The sequence below is a fragment of the Rhodoferax sp. genome (genome assembly GCF_012927445.1).
Lineage (GTDB): Bacteria > Pseudomonadota > Gammaproteobacteria > Burkholderiales > Burkholderiaceae_C > Rhodoferax.
Genome location: NZ_JABBPD010000002.1, coordinates 267,406 through 289,170, shown reverse-complemented (window position 1 = coordinate 289,170; position 21,765 = coordinate 267,406). Strand labels below are relative to the sequence as shown.

At 56.3% G+C, this 21,765-nt stretch carries 24 protein-coding genes; 12 read left to right on the top strand and 12 right to left on the bottom strand.

Annotated features, from left to right (window positions below; all coding sequences use genetic code 11):
- Positions 1–10: 10 nt before the first annotated feature.
- From rpsR to ppsA, 5 genes are all read right to left on the bottom strand, one after another.
- Positions 11–295, bottom strand: a complete 285-nt coding sequence (gene rpsR, locus HHJ17_RS04055; RefSeq protein ID WP_011464487.1) for a 30S ribosomal protein S18 — start codon at positions 293–295, stop codon at positions 11–13.
- A gap of 29 nt (positions 296–324) precedes the next feature.
- Complete coding sequence (priB, locus tag HHJ17_RS04050; RefSeq protein ID WP_296498263.1) at positions 325–624, bottom strand: primosomal replication protein N; 300 nt, start codon at positions 622–624, stop codon at positions 325–327.
- Positions 625–648: 24 nt separating this feature from the next.
- Positions 649–1,014: a 30S ribosomal protein S6 gene (gene rpsF / locus HHJ17_RS04045; RefSeq protein WP_296442847.1), complete on the bottom strand. Its 366-nt coding sequence runs from the start codon at positions 1,012–1,014 to the stop codon at positions 649–651.
- Between the two features lie 85 nt (positions 1,015–1,099).
- Complete coding sequence (locus HHJ17_RS04040; RefSeq protein WP_296498260.1) at positions 1,100–3,439, bottom strand: VC_2705 family sodium/solute symporter; 2,340 nt, start codon at positions 3,437–3,439, stop codon at positions 1,100–1,102.
- Between the two features lie 45 nt (positions 3,440–3,484).
- A complete protein-coding gene (ppsA, locus tag HHJ17_RS04035; protein WP_296498258.1) occupies positions 3,485–5,878 on the bottom strand; it encodes a phosphoenolpyruvate synthase in 2,394 nt (797 codons plus the stop codon).
- Between the two features lie 230 nt (positions 5,879–6,108).
- Between ppsA and HHJ17_RS04030 the strand changes: the two genes are divergently transcribed.
- From HHJ17_RS04030 to HHJ17_RS04015, 4 genes are all read left to right on the top strand, one after another.
- Positions 6,109–6,930 (top strand): pyruvate, water dikinase regulatory protein, encoded by an 822-nt coding sequence (locus HHJ17_RS04030; RefSeq protein ID WP_296498354.1) that lies wholly within the window; start codon positions 6,109–6,111, stop codon positions 6,928–6,930.
- Positions 6,931–7,077: 147 nt separating this feature from the next.
- The gene (locus HHJ17_RS04025) at positions 7,078–7,383 is read left to right on the top strand and encodes a FeoA family protein (RefSeq protein WP_296498255.1); all 306 of its coding nucleotides are present in this window, start codon (positions 7,078–7,080) and stop codon (positions 7,381–7,383) included.
- The gene (gene feoB / locus HHJ17_RS04020) at positions 7,380–9,311 is read left to right on the top strand and encodes a ferrous iron transport protein B (RefSeq protein ID WP_296498253.1); all 1,932 of its coding nucleotides are present in this window, start codon (positions 7,380–7,382) and stop codon (positions 9,309–9,311) included. The genes HHJ17_RS04025 and feoB overlap by 4 nt, the downstream gene beginning before the upstream one ends.
- A 5-nt stretch (positions 9,312–9,316) precedes the next feature.
- Complete coding sequence (locus HHJ17_RS04015; RefSeq protein WP_296498251.1) at positions 9,317–9,586, top strand: hypothetical protein; 270 nt, start codon at positions 9,317–9,319, stop codon at positions 9,584–9,586.
- 21 nt (positions 9,587–9,607) lie between these two features.
- On the opposite strand, the gene HHJ17_RS04010 is transcribed toward HHJ17_RS04015, so the two are convergent.
- Positions 9,608–9,907 carry a hypothetical protein gene (locus HHJ17_RS04010; RefSeq protein ID WP_296505038.1) on the bottom strand — a complete coding sequence of 100 codons (300 nt, stop codon included), beginning with the start codon at positions 9,905–9,907 and terminating at the stop codon, positions 9,608–9,610.
- Between the two features lie 69 nt (positions 9,908–9,976).
- Between HHJ17_RS04010 and HHJ17_RS04005 the strand changes: the two genes are divergently transcribed.
- From HHJ17_RS04005 to HHJ17_RS03980, 6 genes are all read left to right on the top strand, one after another.
- A complete protein-coding gene (locus HHJ17_RS04005) occupies positions 9,977–12,100 on the top strand; it encodes a TonB-dependent siderophore receptor (protein ID WP_296505036.1) in 2,124 nt (707 codons plus the stop codon).
- A gap of 19 nt (positions 12,101–12,119) precedes the next feature.
- Positions 12,120–12,803, top strand: a complete 684-nt coding sequence (locus HHJ17_RS04000; protein ID WP_296498245.1) for a Fe2+-dependent dioxygenase — start codon at positions 12,120–12,122, stop codon at positions 12,801–12,803.
- Positions 12,804–12,964: 161 nt separating this feature from the next.
- On the top strand, positions 12,965–13,603 hold the full coding sequence (locus HHJ17_RS03995; protein ID WP_296498244.1) for an energy transducer TonB: 639 nt from the start codon (positions 12,965–12,967) through the stop codon (positions 13,601–13,603).
- Between the two features lie 21 nt (positions 13,604–13,624).
- Positions 13,625–14,335 carry a MotA/TolQ/ExbB proton channel family protein gene (locus HHJ17_RS03990; protein ID WP_296498241.1) on the top strand — a complete coding sequence of 237 codons (711 nt, stop codon included), beginning with the start codon at positions 13,625–13,627 and terminating at the stop codon, positions 14,333–14,335.
- Positions 14,336–14,345: 10 nt separating this feature from the next.
- On the top strand, positions 14,346–14,756 hold the full coding sequence (locus HHJ17_RS03985; RefSeq protein ID WP_296498239.1) for a biopolymer transporter ExbD: 411 nt from the start codon (positions 14,346–14,348) through the stop codon (positions 14,754–14,756).
- 12 nt (positions 14,757–14,768) lie between these two features.
- The gene (locus HHJ17_RS03980) at positions 14,769–14,969 is read left to right on the top strand and encodes a hemin uptake protein HemP (RefSeq protein WP_296498236.1); all 201 of its coding nucleotides are present in this window, start codon (positions 14,769–14,771) and stop codon (positions 14,967–14,969) included.
- 25 nt (positions 14,970–14,994) lie between these two features.
- Here HHJ17_RS03980 and HHJ17_RS03975 read toward each other — a convergent pair whose 3' ends face one another.
- Positions 14,995–15,402 carry a heme-binding protein gene (locus tag HHJ17_RS03975; RefSeq protein ID WP_296498235.1) on the bottom strand — a complete coding sequence of 136 codons (408 nt, stop codon included), beginning with the start codon at positions 15,400–15,402 and terminating at the stop codon, positions 14,995–14,997.
- A gap of 185 nt (positions 15,403–15,587) precedes the next feature.
- Between HHJ17_RS03975 and HHJ17_RS03970 the strand changes: the two genes are divergently transcribed.
- Together HHJ17_RS03970 and HHJ17_RS03965 are read left to right on the top strand one after the other, a co-directional pair.
- The gene (locus HHJ17_RS03970; RefSeq protein WP_296498232.1) at positions 15,588–16,277 is read left to right on the top strand and encodes a Bax inhibitor-1/YccA family protein; all 690 of its coding nucleotides are present in this window, start codon (positions 15,588–15,590) and stop codon (positions 16,275–16,277) included.
- A gap of 117 nt (positions 16,278–16,394) precedes the next feature.
- Positions 16,395–16,769, top strand: a complete 375-nt coding sequence (locus tag HHJ17_RS03965; protein ID WP_296498229.1) for a hypothetical protein — start codon at positions 16,395–16,397, stop codon at positions 16,767–16,769.
- A gap of 31 nt (positions 16,770–16,800) precedes the next feature.
- Here the strand turns inward: HHJ17_RS03965 and rlmD are convergent, their stop codons facing one another.
- The 5 genes from rlmD to HHJ17_RS03940 form a co-directional block, all read right to left on the bottom strand.
- Positions 16,801–18,234 carry a 23S rRNA (uracil(1939)-C(5))-methyltransferase RlmD gene (gene rlmD, locus HHJ17_RS03960; protein ID WP_296498227.1) on the bottom strand — a complete coding sequence of 478 codons (1,434 nt, stop codon included), beginning with the start codon at positions 18,232–18,234 and terminating at the stop codon, positions 16,801–16,803.
- Positions 18,235–18,246: 12 nt separating this feature from the next.
- Complete coding sequence (locus tag HHJ17_RS03955) at positions 18,247–19,032, bottom strand: 3'-5' exonuclease (RefSeq protein ID WP_296498223.1); 786 nt, start codon at positions 19,030–19,032, stop codon at positions 18,247–18,249.
- Between the two features lie 10 nt (positions 19,033–19,042).
- Entirely contained in the window at positions 19,043–19,903 is an 861-nt protein-coding gene (locus tag HHJ17_RS03950; RefSeq protein ID WP_296498220.1) for a sigma-70 family RNA polymerase sigma factor, read from the bottom strand.
- A gap of 177 nt (positions 19,904–20,080) precedes the next feature.
- Positions 20,081–20,953, bottom strand: coding sequence for a peptidoglycan DD-metalloendopeptidase family protein (locus HHJ17_RS03945; protein WP_296498217.1), 873 nt, complete (start codon positions 20,951–20,953; stop codon positions 20,081–20,083).
- Between the two features lie 11 nt (positions 20,954–20,964).
- Complete coding sequence (locus HHJ17_RS03940; RefSeq protein WP_296498215.1) at positions 20,965–21,759, bottom strand: protein-L-isoaspartate(D-aspartate) O-methyltransferase; 795 nt, start codon at positions 21,757–21,759, stop codon at positions 20,965–20,967.
- Between the last annotated feature and the right edge of the window lie 6 nt (positions 21,760–21,765).

The window sequence follows — 21,765 nt, the reverse complement described above, 5'->3', positions numbered from 1 at the left end:
GTCGTATTCCTTAGATCTTGTGCTGATCGCTGTATGGCAGCATCGCGAGAAAACGCGCACGCTTGATAGCGGTGTTGAGTTGACGCTGGAAAATGGCACGGGTGCCAGTCAGGCGGGCAGGAATAATCTTGCCGTTCTCAGCGATGAAATCGCGAAGCGTGTCGATGTCTTTGTAATCGATCTCTTCAACGCCAGTCACGGTAAAGCGGCAAAAGCGCTTACGCTTGAACAGCAGGTTCTGGGCTGGGCGCTTAGGGCGCTTGTCTTTGTTATTGAAACGTTTTGGTCCGGCCATGATGGACTCCTTAAATTTTTACGAATTAGCTAATCTTGCTGAAATTCTTGAATATGAAACACGACATATTTTCCATTGCGCGGTGTCGCCAGAAAACCACTGAACTTCCAAGCACTGCCTATGGCTTGTTTAACAAGCCGTTCAGCCAATGCACCAAAAGCCACTGCTTTCATTGCTGCCTTAACCTGTCTTGTCTGCCCTGCTTCCTGAATGTCAGACTCATGATCGAGCCGGATGTTCAGTGCGGGTAATCCGGCTGGTGTGTAACGCAGAGCTTCAATCTCGGCGATACAGGCAGTCAGAACAAGCTGGTTGGCAACGTGGTTCACATTCCTAGCTGGAAAATAATGACGTTAAGCTTGGTATTCAGCTTGTTGTGTCTTGCGAGCATCTTCACGCTCGACAGTTTTCATCATCGAAGAAGGGCCGGTATCGGCTTTTTTCTTCAGCACTGTCAGGTGACGCAAAACAGCATCATTGAACTTGAATGCGTGTTCAAGTTCAGCCATCACAGCTTGATCAGCCTCGATGTTGACACAAAGATAATGAGCCTTGGCAAGCTTGTTGATCATATAGATCAACTGGCGACGGCCCCAGTCTTCAACACGATGCACTTTTCCACCGCCAGCTGTGATCATGCCTTTGTAGCGTTCCAGCATAGCGGGAACTTGCTCGCTCTGATCCGGGTGGATCATGAGAATAATTTCGTAATGACGCATTGATACTCCTTATGGATGGCCCAAATTCAGGCAGAAAAAACCACCCTCAGCGTCTAATTGAGGTATGGCAAGGGGAAGCCCAATATTATATGCCATCGTAAACCGGGCGTCGCACTAAATCAGTTGGCAAGGCTTGGGGGCGCGACAACAGGGTAACTAAAACCGTGACCAAAACGCCAGCAAAAACGCCAAATACACCGGAAGATACAGGCTGAATGCCAAACCACAAACCCGTGCCGCTTAAGCCTAATGCAGCTCTGACCTGTGTGGCATTGACCAACATATAGTAAATGGTCAAACCAAGACCAGAAAGCATTCCTGCGACAGCCGCCTTCCGCGTGGTCCTGGTCCAAAATATTCCCAGCACCATGACAGGTACAAATGCAGCGCCCGCCAGCGAAAACGAAGCGGAAACAAGATAAAGAATATCAGCGGGTCGCTGAGCTGCCACATAGGCCGCAGCAAGCGCTACGACCAACAGAGCAAACTTGGACAACATCACCTTTCGCACGGCCCCCGCCTGGTTGCTTTCTCCCTGAAAAAACAAATCGTGCCCTAACGCATTACCAATCGTCAACAACAGGCCATCCGCCGTTGAGAGCGCAGCAGCCAGCCCGCCCGCTGCCACTAAACCGGAGACAACATAAGGCATACCGCCAAGTTCAGGCGTTGCCAGCATCACAATATCGGCTCCCATTTTCAGCTCTGCGAACTGGAGAATGTGGTCGCCATTGACATCGCTGACCGAAATCAGCGTTGGATCTACCTTAGCCCACTGCGCAATCCATGGAGGCAAGGAGTCAAAATTTTGTCCCACCAGATGACTCATAACCTCGAATTTCACCAGAACAGCCAACGCAGGTGCCGCCAAGTACAGCAGCGCAATGAAAAACAAGGACCATGCCACCGAAGTTCTCGCCTCTGCCACGGTCCGGGTTGTGTAAAAACGAGTCAGCAGGTGCGGCAAACCCGCCGTGCCGACCATCAAACAAAACATCAGTGCCAAAAAGTTGCGTCGGGAAACTTCAAACGTCTGTTGCTCGCTAATGCTTCCCTGCGGGTCGCCAGCGAAGGGTTTGGCATGCGGGGGCATGCCGCCCAAAGGTTGGGCTCTGTCAAGGTTATCCTGCATGGCATGCGTCCAATGCTCGCGAGCAGATACTGAATCCCTGGGCAGCGCCGCAAGCTCTCGTCTTGCGGCGACTATGACCGATTCATCAGCATGGCGTTCGTTCAATGAACGAATTTTTTCCCTCATCGCATGACGTTCACTCTCCAGTGAGGCATCCACGTTTTGCAACTTCAGCTGATAGTCCCGCGCACGACGAGCGTATTCATTGATCACCTGCAACTCTGCGGGTGAATTTACAAGTTGCTGCTCCAGAGCGGTGATTTTTTGTAGTTGCTGACCGTATACGAATGGGGCCAGTGGATTGCCAAGCTGCTTGTAGGCAAGCCATGAAACCGGGATCAAAAAAGCCAGGATCAGGACGACATACTGAGTTACTTGAGTCCAGGTCACAGCCCGCATACCACCCAAAAACGAACATACCAATACGCCACCAAGCCCCAGCAAAATGCCAATTTCGAACTGGACACCTGTAAGTCGAGAAGTTATCAGCCCGACACCGTAAATCTGTGCCACCACATAGGTAAAAGAACACAGGACGGCGGCAAAAGCCGCAATCATTCGTGGCCAACGGCCTCCGAAACGAGCGCCAAAATAATCGGGGATTGTGTACAGACCCAGTCTTCTCAGGTAGGGCGCCACCAGCAGAGCAACCAAACAGAAGCCCCCTGTCCATCCCAGCACATAGACCAACCCTCCGGGCTGCGACTGGGTGCCAGAAAAGCCTTGAAGATAGAGGCCGCCGGCCATACTGATGAACGACGCCGCACTCATCCAGTCAGCGGCGGTCGCCATGCCGTTATAAACCGCAGGGATGCTGCGGCCGGCAACGTAATACTCGGCGGCATCCGACGTTCGGCCATAGATGCCGATCACAGCGTACAAACCAACCGTCGCGAACAGGAAAATGGCGCCCACCCATGTTTTTTTCAGACCCCACTGCTCAGCCAGGGCCAGAGCAAGCAAGAACAACAGCAAGCAGACAACATAAGTTGCAAATTTACGATGTAGCCGTTGCTTGTAGGCGCCATACGCAGCATCGCCCGTTGGCATCTCGCCATCCCGTCTATTGGCTACCCAAGCGAATACCGCGACGATGGCGATAAATACGAATACGCTCCCCTGCGCAGCAAACCAGTAGCCTAAAGGCCAGCTGCCCACAATCATTTGCAGATCACGTGCAAAGAAAACCACACCAAACGAGGCTGCGAACCAAGTTGCAAGAAGCCACCCGTGCAAGCGCAAGCCACCCGGAACAGGTTTAAATACGCTCGTCTCAACTACGGGTGGCATCATCGCTTCATCATGGCATCCAGTGATGCCGCCGGCTATAGGTGTTTGCTATTGCCCAGCCAGTTGCTTCCAGGTGGCAATGACAGAATCCGGATTCAGGGAAATGGATGAAATCCCCTCCTTTTTCAGCCACTCGGCAAAGTCAGGGTGATCACTAGGTCCCTGACCACAAATGCCGATGTACTTGCCTTGCTCTTTGCAAGCTTTAATAGCAAGGCTAATCAAGGTGGTCACGGCGGGGTCACGCTCATCAAAATCGGCGGCCAGCAGTTCCAGCCCGGAATCACGATCGAGTCCCAGTGTGAGTTGGGTCAGATCGTTTGAGCCAATCGAGAAACCATCAAAGTACTGCAAAAACTCATTCGCCAAGATGGCGTTACTGGGAATCTCGCACATCATGATGATCTTCAGACCATTCTCACCGCGTTTGAGGCCGTGAACCGCTAATAGCTCGGTCACTTTTTTGGCTTGTCCCAAGGTTCGTACAAAAGGAACCATCACTTGCACGTTACTCAAGCCCATATCCTGGCGAACACGCTTGAGCGCTTCGCACTCCATCGCGAATGCCTCGCTGAAATCAGCGCTGAGATAACGCGCTGCGCCACGAAAACCGAGCATTGGGTTCTCTTCTTCTGGCTCGTAGCGGCTGCCACCAATCAGTTTGCGGTATTCATTGCTCTTGAAATCGGACAAACGCACGATCACTGGTTTAGGCCAGAAGGCAGCGCCAATCGTGGCAACACCTTCAGCGACCCGGTCCACATAAAAAGCACGCGGCGACGCATGGCCACGGGCGACGGACTCGACTGCCTTCTTCAAATCAGCATCAATATTTGGGTAATCCAGAATCGCCTTGGGATGCACACCAATGTTGTTGTTGATGATGAACTCAAGGCGCGCCAAACCGACGCCCTCATTGGGTAACTGGCAAAAGTCAAACGCAAGCTGTGGATTGCCAACGTTCATCATGATCTTCAATGAAATTTCGGGCATTTCGCCGCGCTGAACTTCGGTGATTTCTGTTTCCAGTAATCCGTCGTAAATGAATCCTGTATCACCCTCGGAGCAACTGACAGTCACCAGCATGCCGTCCTTAAGCACTTCGCTCGCATCACCACAACCGACCACCGCTGGGATTCCCAACTCACGTGCGATGATGGCAGCGTGACAGGTACGCCCGCCACGGTTCGTCACAATGGCTGCCGCCCGCTTCATCACCGGCTCCCAGTTGGGGTCCGTCATGTCAGTTACCAGAACATCGCCGGGCTGCACTTTGTCCATCTCGCTGATGTTGTGCACGATGCGAACCGGGCCGGTACCAATCTTCTGGCCAATGGCCCGTCCTTCGACGATCACCGCGCTTTTACCCTTGAGCTTGTAACGGTATTCAGCCTTGCCTGCCGCCTGGCTCTTCACCGTCTCAGGACGCGCCTGCAAAATATAGAGTTCGCCGTCCAGCCCGTCTTTGCCCCATTCAATGTCCATGGCGCGACCGTAGTGCTGTTCAATCACCAACGCATAAGCGGCCAGCTTTTCGACATCAGCATCGGTTAACGAGTAACGATTACGCAGTTCGGTGGGAACATCTGTCGTTTTGACCAGTTTGCCACTGGCAGCTTTTTCCTCAGCCGTTGTGAACTGCATCTGGATCAATTTGGAGCCCAGACTGCGACGAATGACAGCGCGCTTGCCCGCCTTGAGCATTGGCTTGTGCACGTAGAACTCATCAGGATTCACCGCGCCCTGCACCACCGTCTCACCCAGTCCGTAGCTGGAGGTAATGAAAACTACGTCTTGAAAACCGGACTCGGTATCAATGGTGAACATGACGCCTGCCGCGCCCAAGTCAGAACGCACCATGCGCTGAATGCCTGCACTCAAGGCCACATGCTCGTGCGCAAAGCCTTTATGCACCCGGTAACTGATTGCCCGGTCGTTGTACAAGGAGGCGAACACCTCCCTGATTTTGTGAAGGATCTCGTCGATACCAATCACGTTCAAAAAAGTTTCTTGTTGGCCAGCAAATGACGCATCCGGCAAATCTTCTGCGGTGGCGGACGAGCGGACGGCAAATGACGCTTCTGGGTTTCCTGAACTCAGAGTGATAAAGGAATCGCGAATTGCCTGCTCCAGATCTGCTGGAAACGGCTGAGATTCCACCATGGCACGAATCTCGGCGCCAACCTGAGCCAGTGCCCTCACGTCTTCGGTATCCAAGGCACTCAGCCGAGCATTGATCCGGCCAGCGAGGTCTTCATAGGCCAGAAACTCGCGAAAGGCATGAGCCGTTGTCGCAAATCCGGTTGGTACCTTGACGCCTGTCGGCAAGTTAGAAATCATTTCGCCGAGACTGGCGTTTTTACCGCCAACCGACTCGACGTCGGTCATTCTCAGGTTTTCAAACGGTACGACCAAATCGGTCGGATTGAAAAGTGCAGACATGGGAAAGCTCCAGAAGTTAAAAACGGTGCGATGCATGAAGCCGAGCGTTCTGGTGCGCTGGCAATGCCCATGCAAACAGTCTGACTTTGTTGTTGTTCTAGTTGGTCAGTGCTGCGCATGGAAGAAATGGGTTAGATTGGCATTATTGTAGGTTGCCAACCAAAACGACAATAAAAGCCGTTCCTGTCGAAAGGCTGAAAACTAATCGACCCCCTAATTTTCAAAAGATCATGCCCAACAGAACTGTGTTTTTTATTTCCGACGGTACGGCCATCACGGCAGAAACCTTCGGCAAGGCCATTCTTGCCCAGTTTGAGACGGATTGTCTTCACATACGTTTGCCGTTTGTGGACACGGTCGAAAAGGCGAACAAGGCAGTCCGACAGATCAATCATGCCGGGATAGTGGACGGTAAAAGACCCATAGTTTTTACAACCTTGGTCAACATGGAGGTTCTTAAAGTCATCACCAACGGCTGCCAGGGCATGCTCCTGGACATGTTTGGCACCTTCGTCCATCCGCTTGAAACCGAACTTCAACTCAAGTCCAATCATCGAATTGGCCGCTTTACCGATGCCAGCAAAAGCAAGGAATACCAATTACGCATTGAAGCCATCAACTTTTCGCTGGCCCATGACGACGGGCAGTCCCACCTTGACCTTGAACACTCGGATGTTATTTTGGTAGGCGTCAGCCGGAGCGGAAAGACACCGACCTCCCTCTATCTGGCCATGCAATATGGACTCAAAGCCTCCAACTACCCGCTGATTCCAGAAGACTTTGAACGCCGCCATTTGCCGCCTGCGCTGACAACGCACAAGAACAAGCTCTTCGGCCTGACGATCCAACCTGAACGTTTGAGTGAAATCCGCAACGAGCGACGACCCAACTCCCATTACGCATCGCTGGAAAACTGTCGCCAGGAGGTGAAGGAAGCCGAGGCCATGATGCGTCGTTCCGGTATTCGCTGGCTGTCGACCACAACCAAGTCCATCGAAGAAATCGCAACGACCATCCTGCAAGAAATCAGACCGGAACGGCTGGCTTATTGATCTCCGTCAAGCGGGTTTTCAGTATCACTTGAATCTAATTGAGAATCAATGTCATTAGCGTGAGTTTTTAGTATACTGGGCGGCAAGGCGCTAACCCTTCAGCATTTGTATCGGCAGCGCATCCTCCCAACTAAAAACCAAACGCTCATGCGATCTAAGCAACTGAATACCTCCAGCCAACCTTTTCAATGTTCCGTTGATCAGATGGCAGCCAACAGCAGCGGAACCGTCATCGGCTTAATTGAGCCACCAGGTGTAGCAGGCGAATTGGGTCTGGTTCGACGCTTGTCCGAGTTGGGTTTTTTACCTGGTGAAAGCGTGACTGTTTTACGGCGTGGACCAGGAGGCCGCGAGCCCATCGCAGTGCAGATTGGGGAGACCGTTTTTGCACTGCGAAGCATTGAAGCCTCGTGCATTGAAATTGACCGGCAACTGATGACGGAGCCGGCATGAACCCGATGGCCATGAGTCTGCAGCAACCTTGCGTTGCGCTGGTGGGTAACCCCAACTGCGGCAAAACCGCGCTGTTTAACCTGCTTACAGGAGCCCAGCAAAAGGTGGCCAACTACGCTGGCGTCACGGTTGAGCGCAAGCAAGGTCATGCCCAGCTGGCCGATGGACGCACGCTCTCCATCGTCGATTTGCCGGGAACCTACAGCCTGAACCCCTCTACCGCCGACGAATCGGTGACGCATGATGTGCTGATGGGGCTTCGTTCTGGAGAAACACCCCCGGACGCCATCGTGGCGGTGGTGGATGCCACCAATCTGCGCATGAATTTGCGATTGGTTCTGCAGTTGCGCGCACTGGGACAGCCCATGGTCGTGGCACTGAACATGATGGACATTGCGCGCGCGCACGGCCTGCAAATCGATGTGCAAAAACTCAGCTCCGAGTTGGGTTTGCCGGTGGTGGAAACTGTCGCCGTTGACAACAGCCTGCTTGGCAACTGGCTGTCGCGCTGGACGGGCCACGCTGCGGAAAATGGCCGCGACGCCCTGCTTGCGGCTGCCCAACAGGCGCTGGCAACGCAGTCCATCAACGTCAAGCGCCTTGATCTGTTAAACCAAGTTCCGCTTGATCAGGTGGTATTACAAAAGCAGGTTAACCGCATCCTTTCAGTGGCAGTCCCGAGCGCGCCGCGCATCAAACGCTTTAACCACCGTGTCGATGCCGTGGTGATGCACCCGGTTTGGGGGCTGGTACTGCTGTCGGCTCTGTTGATGATGATTTTCCAAGCCGTTTTTTCATGGGCCAATGTGCCGATGGACATCATCAAGGAAGTGATGGCGGCCGTCGCTGACTTCATCCGGGCGAACATGCCGGCAGGCCTGCTGCAAAGCCTGCTGGTGGACGGCGTGGTGGCAGGCTTGGGCGGTGTGGTGGTTTTTTTGCCGCAAATCCTGATCCTGTTTTTCTTCATCCTGCTGCTGGAGGATTCGGGCTACCTGCCACGCGCTGCTTTCTTGCTGGACAACGTGATGGGCAAGGTCGGCTTGTCAGGCCGGGCCTTTATTCCACTTTTATCCAGCTTTGCCTGTGCCATTCCAGGCATCATGGCCACCCGCACCATCCCGAACTGGCGGGACCGACTGGCCACCATCATGATTGCGCCGCTGATGACCTGTTCAGCCCGACTGCCTCTTTATGCCTTGTTGATTGGAGCGTTCATTCCGGCGCGTGATGTCGGCATGTTCAACCTGCAAGGCCTGACCCTGTTTGGCCTCTACGCCGCTGGCATTCTGTCGGCCATGGCGGTTGCCTGGGTATTCAAACGCACCTGGATGAAAAGTGGGTACCAGCCACTGATGCTGGAGTTGCCACCCTACCGCATGCCCAATCTTCGCAATTTGATGCTGGGGCTGTGGCAGCGAGCCGCCATTTTTATGCGCCGGGTTGGCACGATCATTTTTACCGTTATGGTGCTGCTGTGGTTCCTGTCCACATTTCCCGGCCCACCGGATGGCGCCACCGGTGCCGCCATTCAGTACAGTTTTGCCGGCATGCTGGGCCACGCGTTGGAGTATATTTTTGCTCCGATTGGTTTTAATTGGCAAATTTCTCTCGCCCTGGTGCCCGGTATGGCCGCCCGTGAAGTGGCGGTCGGCGCACTGGCGACCGTTTACTCGCTGTCGGCCACAGGCGAAGAAACCGCCCAAGCCCTCAGTCCCATCATTGCCCAGGGCTGGTCGATTGCCACGGCCTACTCCCTGCTGGCCTGGTACGTTTTTGCACCGCAATGCATCTCGACCTTGGCTGTCGTCAAACGCGAAACCAATTCGTGGCGTTACCCGGTTTTGATGGCGGCCTATTTGTTTGCTTTGGCCTACCTGGCTTCGTTCGTCACATTTCGCGTTGTCAGTGCACTTGCGCTGAATTGACCACCATGAACACCCATTTTTTATTCGATGTTTTCCAGTTTCTGGTGATCTTTATTCTGGTCGCTGGTTGCACCGTGTACTGCCTGCTGACGCTGGCCCCGAACGTCATCAAGCAACCTTTGAAACTGGCTTTGCTGCGCTGCCCGCTACCTGCTTTTGTCTCGGCCAAGCTGCGGCAGACCACGGCCACCGGCGCCTGTAGCTCGAGCTGTGGCGCTTGCTCACCCAGCCCAAGTGCGCCACAAACCGTGAAGTGGCATCCACGCAAGCGGTAAAGCCAGGAATTTCAGCAGCGGCTAATGGACACCCCGTTCGCACGTCGACAGTAGCGGTGCATCGCAACGGGCTTGTGTCAGCAGCACCCACAAACAATCCAGACCCGGTACGAAGCGGCCGCGGAAATATCTTTTTAAATTGAGTTTCAAATAGTAATAATTCTCATTTAGAATAAAGGTAACTTTAAAGCCAGCCACACCGCGCATTTTTGCTGCTTGCGGATTCAGCCAGCCAATCACACTTTGACCAAGGCCGCAAGCATGACCACCCGCACAAAAATAGAGATAAAACAGGCTATAGCCCCCGTATTTATTGCGCAATCAGCTATTAATTCAATAGCAAATACTTCGACACTACTCCCACTTGGCGCCCTGCTGCTGGCCGGCTCCATGAGCGCCACGGCCCAGCAAACCGCCATTGACTCGGAAAAAACACTGACGCCTGTGGTCGTCAAGGAACGGGCGGAAGCGCCCGAGGGCAAAGACGCCCTGCGTGCCACCACGACCAGCATCGGCAAGGGCAAACAGGCATTGCGTGACATTCCACAATCAGTCACGGTGGTGACCGAGAAACTGGTGGATGACCGCAATCTGGACACCCTGAAAGACGTGCTGCACAACACCGCGGGCGTCACTTTTCAGGCGGCTGAGGGGGGCGAAGAAGATATTCGGTTGCGCGGCTTTTCACTGGCAACCACCGGTGACATTTTTGTAGACGGCCTGCGTGACCCCGCGTTTTATGAGCGCGACACCTTCAACAGCGACCGCATTGAGTTGCTGCGCGGCTCGGCCTCCATGCTGTTTGGCCGTGGCTCCACCGGCGGCGCGGTCAATCAGGTCAGCAAGCAACCGCATGCCATGGATGAGAGCGAAATTTCCACCACCCTGGGCAATTACAACTACCGACGCATCACGGGCGACTTCAACATCCAGACCGGTGAAAACGCCGCCTTGCGCATCAATGCCATGGCCACCAAAGCCGACAACAACGGCGCTGGCAGCAGCATTGACAAGAAAGGGATTGCAGCGACCTACCGCTTTGGCATCGGCACCGCCGACGAATTTTCGGTGGGGGCGTATGACCTGGACAACAACAACGGCATGAATTACGGCATCCCCTGGATCAAGCCCACCTCAGCCTCTGCGGCATCAACCACCACCCTCATCAACCAGCTCGACCCCAGCGCCTATTACGGCTTGGCCAGCGACTACAACGCGGGCAGCGCCCAGTACTTGACCGCCAGTCACACCCACCGCTTTCAAGATGACAGCGAGCTGAAAACCAGCATTCGCAAAGGCCGCTTTGAGCGTGATCAACGGGCCAACACCATCCGTCTGCCCAATACAACAGGCTTGAACAACCTAACTGACGCCACCGTACTGACCCGCAGTGCCAAGCTCAAAATCCAGGACCTGGACGCTTTGTATCTGCAAAGTGATTACAGCCACAAATTCGTGGCCCTCGGCTTCAAACACGAGGTACTGGCGGGCGTGGACTTTGCCGACGAAGCCAAAAATGTCTACCGCGCTTCGGGCAGCACGGCAAATTTGGGAACCACCGTGGGCACGCCAGACGACGGCGTCTGGGTCAATGAAAGCCAGCGCGTCGTCAGCGTGTCAAGTGCTTTTCAGGCTAAGAACATGGGGGTGTATGCCCAGGACATGATTCAAGTTGCACCGCACTGGAAAGTGCTGGCGGGCCTGCGCTACGACAGCATGGAAGGCAGGTTTGACAATGTGTCGACCGCAGGCGTCATCACCTCCAGTTACCAGCAAAGCATCGCGGACTGGAGCAAGCGCGTTGGTGTGCTGTACCAGCCCAATGAGCTGAGTTCGTACCACTTTTCGTTCGGCACGTCGTTCAACACCTCGGCCGACACTTACTCCTACAGCGCACTCAGCGCCAATACCGACCCGGAACAAAGCCGCAACATCGAAATCGGCGCCAAACTCGACACCGCCGACAAGCGCTTCACCACCCGCCTGGCACTTTTTTACTCGACCAAGTACAACGAGCGCAACACCGACCCGGACTCGGCCGCCACGGCGCTGCTGTTATCCGGCCAACGCCACACCGCCGGTTTTGAAATCGACACCACCGGCCGCCTGACCGACAAATGGGAGGTTTATGGCTCTTACATGTGGATGCCCACGGCGGTCATTGACATCGCTGCCCCTACGGCCCAAGCGGGTGAAAGACAGGGCGAGCGTCCCTCGCTAACCCCGGAACACAGCGGCACCGTATGGACGACTTACCAAGTCACCCCGCAATGGCGCGTGGGCACCGGTATCAACTTTCGCAGCGAACAGGCCCCCAACCGAAACCCAGGCTGGCTGGCACCCGGCTTCGCCACCCTCGACTTGATGAGCGAATACAAGTTTGACGAGCGCTACACCGTGAAAGCCAACCTGACCAACGTCGCCAACAAGCTCTATGCCGACTCCCTGTACACGGGGCATTACGTACCCGGCGCCGGTCGCATGGCGCAGGTCACACTGAACGTCAAGTTTTAAGCTACCGAAAGTCAACGCCATGCTGCTCCATATCCCCCATATCTTGACCACCGATGAAGTACGCCGCGCCCAGGACCTTCTGGCTAGCGCACCTTGGGGTGACGGTCGTCCCGGCGCTGGCGTGCAGGCGGCTCAGGTCAAAAACAACGAGCAGTTGCCGCACGATTGCGACGCTGCCCGGGAAATCCGCGCCCTGGTGCTGCGCGGGCTGGACCGCCAACCCCTGTTTTTTTCGGCGGCCTTGCCCAAACGGGTGTTCCCGCCCCGGCTGAACCGCTACGGCGGCGACAGCAATTACTACGGCAACCATATTGATGGCTCCGTGCGGTATATGCCGGAAACCGGTCAGCGCGTTCGCTCAGACGTCTCGTGCACCGTGTTTCTCTCCGACCCCGCAGACTACGACGGTGGCGAACTGTGCATTTCAGACACCTACGGCGAACAAGCCGTTAAATTACCCGCCGGTCACATGGTGCTGTACCCCGGCACCAGCCTGCACCAGGTGAAACCCGTGACGCGTGGCTACCGCCTTGCCTGCTTCTTCTGGATCGAAAGCATGGTGCGCAGTGATGAACAACGCCGCCTGCTGTATGAGCTGGACATGAACCTGCTGCGTCTGCGCGAGCGCCATGGCGAAACAACCGAAACCACCGGATTGACCGGCACTTATCACAACCTGCTGCGCATGTGGGCAGACACCTGAACCGGGAGCAAACGATGCAATTTATCTCAACCCTTGGCGCCAGCCTGACTTTGGTTATTGGCTCAGCTTGGTGGGTTTTTCGTAAATAACCATGGCTCACTACCAAAGCTGTTAGCTTCTAAACTATGGTTTTATCTGAACGCCCCAAGCATTTTCCCGTCATGAACCGCACTGTCACCATCGCTATCAGCGTTGTCGTCTTCCACATCGCCATGCTATGGGCTTTGCAAACCGGTCTGCTGCGTCGCGCCGTCGAGGTCATCGTGCCCGCCGAAATCCTGAGCGAGTTCATTGAAGCACCGTCGCCTAAAGTAGTGCCGCCACCGCCGGCACCACCGACACCCGTCAAACACCTGGCGGCCAAAGCACCCGCGCCGACCCAGACCGCGGCACCCCAACCGCTGGCCATTGCAGACCTTACGCCGTCACCCAATGCCCCGGTTAGCGTCATCGCCCCGGCGCCCGTCGCCCAGACGATTGCGGCCCCGGTGGCCATGGCGGCACCCGCGCCAGCCCGCGTGGAGTTACCGTCTAGCAACGCCGACTACCTGCAAAACCCCAAACCGCCCTATCCCGCTTTAAGCAAACGGCTGGGCGAGCAGGGCAAGGTCATGGTGCGTGTCCTGATCGGGGTGGACGGCATGGCGCAAAAAGCCGAAATCAAACAATCCAGCGGTTTTGACCGACTGGACCAGTCCGCCCTGAACACGGTCCTGCGCTGGCGTTACGTTCCCGGCAAGCGGGCTGGCGTGGCCGAGGCCATGTGGTTCAACGTGCCAATTAACTTCGTACTCGAATAATCTTTTTTCTCTGGAGAATTTATGGAATCACAACTCGGCCTGGTCAACGTCTGGACCCAAGGTGACTGGGTCACTAAAACCGTCGCCCTGATCTTGCTCACCATGTCGCTGGCCTCGTGGATGGTCATCATCATCAAGGCACTGGACATCCTGAAATACAAGAAACTGGCCGCCAGCGCTGAGAACTTCTGGCACAGCGAAGACTTGGCCGCCGGGCTGGCCCGCCTGGGCGGTGACGACAGCAACCCGTTTCGCCAGTTGGCACTGGCCGGGCGTGAAGCCACAGCCCACCACCGCAACACCAAGGTCCAGCTGCACGACACGCTGGATGCCAGCGACTGGATCACACGCTGTTTGCGCAACGCTATCGATGACAGTACCGCCCGCCTGCAATCAGGTCTGGCTGTGCTGGCCTCGGTCGGCTCAACGGCCCCGTTTGTCGGCCTGTTTGGCACGGTCTGGGGCATTTACCACGCGCTGTTAGGCATTGGCGCCGCCGGACAAGCCACCATTGACAAGGTCGCCGGCCCGATTGGTGAGTCGCTCATCATGACGGCACTGGGACTGGCGGTAGCCATTCCGGCTGTGTTGGGCTACAACGCGCTGGTGCGGGGCAACAAGTCCATACTGATCAAACTCAACCGCTTCGCCCACGATTTACATGCTTACTTTTTGACCGGGGCCCGGGTTGGCACTGGTGACGGCAAAGTCGTGGCCATGAAAAAGGCTTAAGAGGTACATCATGGCTTTTGGAACCCAAGACGAACCCGATGAAGTGATGAACGAGATCAACATGACGCCCCTGGTGGACGTGATGCTGGTGTTATTGATCATTTTCATCATCACCGTGCCGGTCATGAAACATGCCGTCAACGTGGATTTGCCGCGTGCGACCAACCAGGCGCAGGTGGTCAAGCCGCAAACCATTTTGCTGAGCGTGAATGCGCAGGGCAACTATTACTGGAACGAGACACGCGTGGAAGACGACGCCCTGCCCGCGCTGCTGCAGGCCGAGGCGGCCAAAACTCCACAGCCCGATTTACACATCCGCGGCGACAAGGATGTGCGTTATGAGCGGGTGGCGCAAGCCATGGCGGCCGCACAACAAGCCGGCGTCAAAAAAATCGGTTTTATTACCGAACCTAAACGCTGAAATCGGGACTTGATGATGCAGGCCACCACGCATATCCAGAAGCAAGGCTCCGTCGCCACGGGGGCCGTACTCCACCCATCTTCGGATGATTCGTCCGGAACGGTGCAAAGTACGGAACTATTCCAAGGGAAAAAATCAGTTGCGATAGAACACAACGGCGCGATCTACCGCCTGCAAATGACCAAATTAGGCAAACTTATTTTGACCAAATAGCGTTTGCCTGAATGCAAGGTCAGTTTTAAAGGCCGATTGCCGCAATGCCCGCCTTGGCGATCTGGGCATCTTCATTGGACTTCACGCCGCTGACACCCACGGCGCCCAGACATTGGCCGTCTTTCATGATTGGGACACCGCCTTCAAGCAGGCCTTTGATATCAGGCGCGCTCAAAAACGAGGTGCGGCCGCCGTTGACGACATCTTCGTACAGCTTGGTTTCACGGCGACCCAGCGCGGCCGTATGGGCCTTGGCGGGTGCAATGTGGGCAGAGATGGCGGCGGCGCCGTCCAGGCGCTGCAAGCACAGCAAATGGCCACCGTCATCCACAACCGCAATGGTCACGGCCCAGTTGTTTTTCAGGGCTTCCGCTTCGGCGGCGGCCACAATGGCTTTGACGTCTGTCAATTCGAGGGTAAATTTGGTTTGCATGGGTGAAATCACTTGATTTGAAGAAGTATTGAGGATAACGGCAACTTGGCCCGGCTTTGACCGCATTGTGGGTGAAGGTATCCTTACAAAATATAGGCGTCGGTCATGATAGATTTTCGCCACCATCCCGATTCGCCCTAAAATAATCTGTAACTGCATGATGCAGACACTGAAGGAGTTTGACTATGAATGACAACGTTCAATCGATCGGCTACGGCTACGTGGCATCGGCCGAACAGCGCAATAAAGTGCTGCGCAATACTTATTGGCTGCTGGCGTTAAGCCTGGTGCCTACCGTGCTGGGTGCCTGGCTGGGTGTGGCCACCGGTATCACCCGCTCTCTGGGGGGGGGCTTGGGCCTGGTTGTGTTTTTGGGTGGGGCGTTCGGCTTCATGTACGCCATTGAAAAAACCAAGAATTCAGCGGCGGGTGTGCCCGTGCTGCTGGGCTTCACTTTCTTCATGGGCTTGATGCTGTCACGCATGATTGCCATGGTGCTGGGCTTCAAAAATGGCCCGGAACTGATCATGACCGCCTTTGGCGGCACGGCGGGCGTGTTTTTTGTGATGGCCAGTCTGTCCAGCGTGATCAAGCGCGACCTCTCCGGCATGGGCAAGTGGCTGTTTGTGGGCGCCATGGCGGTCATGGTTGGCGGCATCATCAATGTGTTCGTCGGATCGACGGCAGCCATGATGGCCATTTCGGTCGCGGTGATTGGTATTTTCAGTGCCTACATGCTGTATGACCTGAAACGCATCGTGGACGGTGGCGAAACCAACTACATCAGCGCCACGCTGGCGCTGTATCTGGACATCATCAATGTATTCCAGGCCCTGTTGGCCCTGCTGGGCATTGCGGGCGGTGAGCGCGATTGAACGCCATTCGCTCACTGGAAAAAGACCCTTCGGGGTCTTTTTTGTTGGTAAAAACATGGCCGTGCTCAATGCAGCGCGCAATATGCCGATAAAGAAGTTATGCCTCTGCTCCATCCCATGACTCAACGCCTGATCATCACGGCGATCGCCCTGCTACTGGCAGGTTGCGAAATCCCCGGCATGGAGCCTGACCCGAGAATTGCCAAGCGCGAAGCCGATGCCAAAGCCATTGGCAGTGCCTGCCGGCACGGGTTGCGCAGCATTGAAGACTGTTACAGCCTCAATGAGGACGCCTCCAAAGCGGACATCTTTAGCGGCTGGAAAGACATGGATCAATACATGCGTGAGAACAAGATTGAGGGCGTTCGTGCGTCGGTGGGCAAGACCGAGCCAGCTGAAGAAGTAGTCACCGAAGAAAAGCCGTCCAAAGCCGACACCCGGGCGAGCGCTAAATCGACCACCAAGCAGGCCGCAAAAGCAGCCGCGCACTGAGAAGTTACTTCCTCAAGCGGCCGCTTCCCGGTCAGGCCTCCAGGTCGAACACCGCCATGCTCTCCACATGGGCTGTGTGCGGGAACATGTTCACCACCCCGGCTAAAGAACAGCGATAACCAGCCTGATGCACCAGCAATTCGGCATCGCGCGCCAGCGTAGATGGATTGCAACTCACATAGACAATTCGTTTGGGCGGCGTCCAGGCCTCGGCACCCGGCGTTAGCGGGTGATTGAGAGGGTCCAGCTTTTGCTGGTGCAAGTCAGCCAGCGCCTGCACCAAGGCAACCGCGCCCTCACGCGGTGGGTCAATCAACCATTTGTCAGCCACGCCGTCTTGAATCAACACCGCCGGTGTCATTTCAAAGAGGTTTCTTGCTACAAAATTAGTAGCTGCTAGCGCACTATGGACGGGGGCTAGAGCCACGTTTATCTTGTAATTTTCGCGCGACCGCGCCACCAATGCCTCGCTGCCCTCGACACCCAAAACCTCCCGCGCCTGCGTTGCAATCGGCAGCGTGAAATTGCCCAGGCCACAAAACCAGTCGATCACCCGTTCATTTTTTGTGGCGCCCAACAGGCGCAAGGACCGTGACACCAGCACCCGGTTGATGTGCGGGTTGACCTGCGTGAAGTCGGTCGGCTTGAACGGCATGTGGATGCCGAACTCCGGCAAGTCGTAACTCAACTCATCCCCGCCTTCGTCCAGCAGATGCACCGTCTCCGGGCCTTTGGGCTGCAACCACCATTGCACCCCGGCATGCCGTTGCGCAAAGTCACGCAGCAGGGCCAGATCGCCCTCACTCAAGGGCTGCATATGGCGCAGCACCAGCGCAGTCACGGAATCACCACACGCCAGTTCGATCTGGGGACAATCCTCAATCGCGTCCATCGACGTAATCAGTGCCCGCAGTGGCAGCAGCAAGTCGCTCACATGCGGCGGCAACACGTGGCACTCTTTCATGTCGGCCACATAGCCGCTCTTGCGCTCATGAAAACCCACCAGCACCGCGGCCTTTTTACGCACATGACGGACCGAAATCCGGGCCCGGTAGCGGTAACCCCAAGCCGGGCCTTCGATCGGCCGCAAAATATTGTCGGCCTTGACCTTGCCCAGATGCCACAAGTTGTCTTCCAGCACCCGCTGCTTGACCGCCACCTGGGCGCCGATGTGCAGATGCTGCATTTTGCAGCCACCACAAGCACCTTCATGCAAACCAAAATGCGGGCAACCCGGTTGCACGCGTTGCGAGGACTCGCGGTGAATCGCGGTCACCACGCCCTGCTCCCAATTGTTTTTCTTGCGGTGCACCGTGGCGCTCACCAACTCGAACGGCAACGCGCCCTTGATGAACACCACCTTGCCATCGGCCCGGTGCGCCACACCCTGTGCTTCGAGGTCCAGCGACTCGATCAATAGCCAGTCAGGCGGAAGAGTGTCAGTTTTTTGAATTTCGTCAGTCATGGGGCTATTGTCTCAGGCCCACGCCTTCAGATATTCAGCCCAATGCGATTCCAACGGTGCCAGCTGACCCAGTGTGTCCTTGACCATGGCGATCTCCTGCTCGTACTCGCTCGCCAGCAGGCCGCCGCGCATTTTCTGGAAACGACAGTACAACAGGTAAGTGTTCATGACATCGGTTTCGCAGTAGCGACGGATGTCGTCAAGCTTGCCTTCCAGGTACGCCGGATACACGGCTGAGCCGTCCATGCCCAGCTTGCCCGGAAATCCACAGAGCTTGGCCAGCGCGTCCATTGGCGCATTGTTTTTGGGCTGGTACATGGCCAGCAGATCCATCAAGTCAAGGTGCCGCATGTGGTAGCGGCTGATGTAGTTGTTCCACTTGAACTCACGATCATCCTCACCCATGTCCCAATATTTATCGGCCACCACGCCGTGTTTCAGCCCGCGGTAGTGCAGCACCGGTAAGTCAAAACCGCCGCCATTCCAGCTCACCAGCTGCGGCGTATGCTTTTCCAGCGTGTTGAAGAAAGTCTGGATCACCTTGCCTTCGCTGTGATCGTCTTTGTCCACAAACGAATGCACGCGCAAGCCCTCGGCATTGCGAAACACCAGGCTGATGACCACGATGCGTTGCAGATACAAGGGCATGAAATCGCTCTGTCCTTTGGCCTTGCGCTCTTCTAGCCAGGCGCCGTAGACATCGGCATCACTCACACCAGAAGATTCACCGCGCAAGGCGCGCAGGCCCGCAATGTCGGGAATGGTTTCAATATCGAAGACAAGAACCGGCGAACTCATCCGTTGCCCGTCAAAGCAGCGCTTGTTGCGTGATACCGCGCCGCGCCAGATAGCGCTTGAGCTTGCACAGCGCCTCGTTCTGGACCTGCCGCACGCGCTCGCGGGTCAGCCCCAAGCGCAGGCTGAGCACATCCAGCGTCTCGGGGTCGCGGTCATGCAAACCAAAGCGACCTTCGAGAATCTCTTTTTCGCGTTCCGATAAGGTGCCAATCCAGTCTTCCAGCAAACGCTCCACTTCGTGGGCCTGCGTCACGCCCAGTGGATCCACGGTGATCTCATCCACCAGTGAGTCACCCAAGGTCTGATCATCACCGGAGCGATCCAGCGAGGCGTCCAGCGATCTGGGCGCTTCTGCCAGGGCCAGTAAATCGGCAATGTCAGCGGCATCACGCCCCAACAAGGCGGCGATATCGTCGACACGAATGCCCTCAGGGCGATTGGTCACCAGCGTTGCATCATTTTCCAGCGCCCGGCGTGCGCGCAACACCTGCTGCAGCTCACGGACCACGTTCACGGGTAGCCGCACCGCCCGTCCCTGGTACATCAAGGCACGGTCTACCGATTGACGAATCCACCAGGTGGCATAGGTCGAGAACCGAAACCCGCGCTCGGGCTCGAACTTGTCAATGGCATGCATCAAACCCAGGTTGCCTTCCTCAATCAGGTCAGACAAGGGCACGCCGCGCCCCAGATAGGCCTTGGCGATGCTCACTACCAGCCGCAGATTGTGCTCAATCATGCTTTGGCGGGCGGCAAAGTCGCCAGCGCGGGCCTTGGTTGCAAACTCGAACTCTTCTTGCGCCGTGAACAGCTCGGTGCGGCGCACGTTGCGCAGATAAACGGTCAGGGCATCACCTGGTTCACCGGTCACATCGACCGTGAGAGGAAGTTCGGAGAATGAAGTATCTGCTATTAAATCAATAGCTATCTGCGTACTATCAACGGGGGCTAGGAGTGGATTTACCTCATAATTCGACGCGCCACGTGTCTGGGGTCTGGCTGACAGGCCATTGCCATTCACGGGGCGTTTTTTCACGGCATGTTCCCGTCACCTGGCTGGCAGGTACTTGGCCGGATCAACGGGTTTGCCTTGACGGCGAACTTCAAAATGCAGCTTGACGCGGTCTGCATCGCTGTTGCCCATCTCGGCAATCTTCTGGCCCTTGCGCACCGATTGATCTTCCTTGATCAGCAAGGTCTTATTGTGGGCATAAGCCGTCAGGTAAGTATTGTTGTGCTTCAGGATGATCAGGTTGCCATAGCCGCGCAAACCAGCCCCGACGTACACAACCCGACCGTCCGCCGCGGCCAGCACGGGGTCGCCCGCATTGCCGCCAATATCCAGCCCCTTGTTCTTGACTTCATCAAATCCGGCCAGCACGGTGCCGTTGGTGGTTGGCCAGATCCAGCCGATTTCATCTTCATTCGACGACGCAGCCGCAGCCGGCGTCGCACTGGCCGTACTGGCGGCCGATACGGCACGCTTGTCAGCACTGGCCGCCGAGGCTGGCGCAGTGGCCACCGGCGTGACGCTTGATGAGGCCACCGGCTTTGCAACCACCCCGTTCGACACTGTGGCGGTCGGCGGCACGACACGCACCACCTGACCCACTTCGATGAGATTGGGGTTTTCCAAGTTGCTCCAGCGAGCGATATCCTTGGCTGCTTGTCCGTGTTCCAGACCAATCCGGATCAGTGTGTCACCGGGTTTGACCGTGTAATAACCCGGCTTGCCTGCATTCTCAAAACCAGGCAACTGCTTGACGATCGGATCCACCACGGCGGACCCCGATCGACCGCCACCAGTCCCGCGATCTTCCACCGGCGCCCGATTGAGTGTTTTGGAACCACACCCTCCCAGCACCAAGACAACAGACACCACCGCCAAAACTGAACCCAAGCGGGCACTCAAACCAAACATACGACATCCCTTCATGCGATCCCCGATTTTAAAGGGACAAAGTGAACTGCCTCAAGAACAGTTTGCCGTATGCCCTGAGGGGTTTTATCAATCACCACAAGCGCTTGCTGTCCCGCAGCGGTCGCGCCAGCGGAAACGGGGGCCACGAGTCGCCCTCCCATGGCCAGTTGATCGACCCAGGCCTGGGGCACTGACTCGCCACCAGCGGCCGCAATGATGGCGGCATAGGGCGCGCCCTTGGCATAGCCCGCCATGCCATCACCAAACAGAAGATGCAGGTTGGCCAAGCGTAAATGGCGCAGATTTTCCCGGGCCTTGTCATGCAGACCGCGAAGGCGCTCGATACTGTAGACCTCTTGCGCCAGCAAACTCAACACAGCGGCCTGATAACCACAGCCGGTCCCAATCTCAAGCACGCGCCCCAGCCGGCCAGACGCGCCGTTGCGCAAAAGTTCAGCCATGCGAGACACCACACCGGGTTTGGAAATGGTTTGCCCCAAGCCAATCGGCAAACTTGTGTCTTCGTAAGCCTGATTGACCAAGGCGCTGTCTACAAACCGGTGACGCTCGATGGTCCGCATGGCGGCCAACACCAGCGGGTCCGTAATCCCTTGGCCGGCCAGTTTATGCACCATGTTCATGCGCACGGCGCTGGAATCCAGACCGACCCCTTGCGATAACACGCCGACTGGCGGCCGGCCCCCTTGACTCAGCACACTGTGAGCATGCCCGGTTGCCGGCCGGCTCGCCTTGGGTTTTCCGACCGTGAAATCCAGCCGGGCAGGAAATGTGGGGCGTTCTTTCATGCGGTG

Bases quoted from the DNA above. Each gene is read 5' to 3' on its own strand.
- HHJ17_RS03995 (WP_296498244.1), top strand. From the start codon at position 12,965: ATGAACCGCACTGTCACCATCGCTATCAGCGTTGTCGTCTTCCACATC.
- HHJ17_RS03940 (WP_296498215.1), bottom strand. From the start codon at position 21,759: ATGAAAGAACGCCCCACATTTCCTGCCCGGCTGGATTTCACGGTCGGA.
- HHJ17_RS03990 (WP_296498241.1), top strand. From the start codon at position 13,625: ATGGAATCACAACTCGGCCTGGTCAACGTCTGGACCCAAGGTGACTGG.
- HHJ17_RS04025 (WP_296498255.1), top strand. From the start codon at position 7,078: ATGCGATCTAAGCAACTGAATACCTCCAGCCAACCTTTTCAATGTTCC.
- HHJ17_RS04005 (WP_296505036.1), top strand. From the start codon at position 9,977: ATGAGCGCCACGGCCCAGCAAACCGCCATTGACTCGGAAAAAACACTG.
- HHJ17_RS03955 (WP_296498223.1), bottom strand. From the start codon at position 19,032: ATGAGTTCGCCGGTTCTTGTCTTCGATATTGAAACCATTCCCGACATT.
- ppsA (WP_296498258.1), bottom strand. From the start codon at position 5,878: ATGTCTGCACTTTTCAATCCGACCGATTTGGTCGTACCGTTTGAAAAC.
- HHJ17_RS03970 (WP_296498232.1), top strand. From the start codon at position 15,588: ATGAATGACAACGTTCAATCGATCGGCTACGGCTACGTGGCATCGGCC.
- HHJ17_RS03975 (WP_296498235.1), bottom strand. From the start codon at position 15,402: ATGCAAACCAAATTTACCCTCGAATTGACAGACGTCAAAGCCATTGTG.
- HHJ17_RS04030 (WP_296498354.1), top strand. From the start codon at position 6,109: ATGCCCAACAGAACTGTGTTTTTTATTTCCGACGGTACGGCCATCACG.
- HHJ17_RS03945 (WP_296498217.1), bottom strand. From the start codon at position 20,953: ATGTTTGGTTTGAGTGCCCGCTTGGGTTCAGTTTTGGCGGTGGTGTCT.
- HHJ17_RS04040 (WP_296498260.1), bottom strand. From the start codon at position 3,439: ATGATGCCACCCGTAGTTGAGACGAGCGTATTTAAACCTGTTCCGGGT.
- rlmD (WP_296498227.1), bottom strand. From the start codon at position 18,234: ATGACTGACGAAATTCAAAAAACTGACACTCTTCCGCCTGACTGGCTA.
- feoB (WP_296498253.1), top strand. From the start codon at position 7,380: ATGAACCCGATGGCCATGAGTCTGCAGCAACCTTGCGTTGCGCTGGTG.
- rpsF (WP_296442847.1), bottom strand. From the start codon at position 1,014: ATGCGTCATTACGAAATTATTCTCATGATCCACCCGGATCAGAGCGAG.
- HHJ17_RS04000 (WP_296498245.1), top strand. From the start codon at position 12,120: ATGCTGCTCCATATCCCCCATATCTTGACCACCGATGAAGTACGCCGC.
- HHJ17_RS04015 (WP_296498251.1), top strand. From the start codon at position 9,317: ATGAACACCCATTTTTTATTCGATGTTTTCCAGTTTCTGGTGATCTTT.
- rpsR (WP_011464487.1), bottom strand. From the start codon at position 295: ATGGCCGGACCAAAACGTTTCAATAACAAAGACAAGCGCCCTAAGCGC.
- HHJ17_RS03965 (WP_296498229.1), top strand. From the start codon at position 16,395: ATGACTCAACGCCTGATCATCACGGCGATCGCCCTGCTACTGGCAGGT.
- HHJ17_RS03980 (WP_296498236.1), top strand. From the start codon at position 14,769: ATGATGCAGGCCACCACGCATATCCAGAAGCAAGGCTCCGTCGCCACG.
- HHJ17_RS03985 (WP_296498239.1), top strand. From the start codon at position 14,346: ATGGCTTTTGGAACCCAAGACGAACCCGATGAAGTGATGAACGAGATC.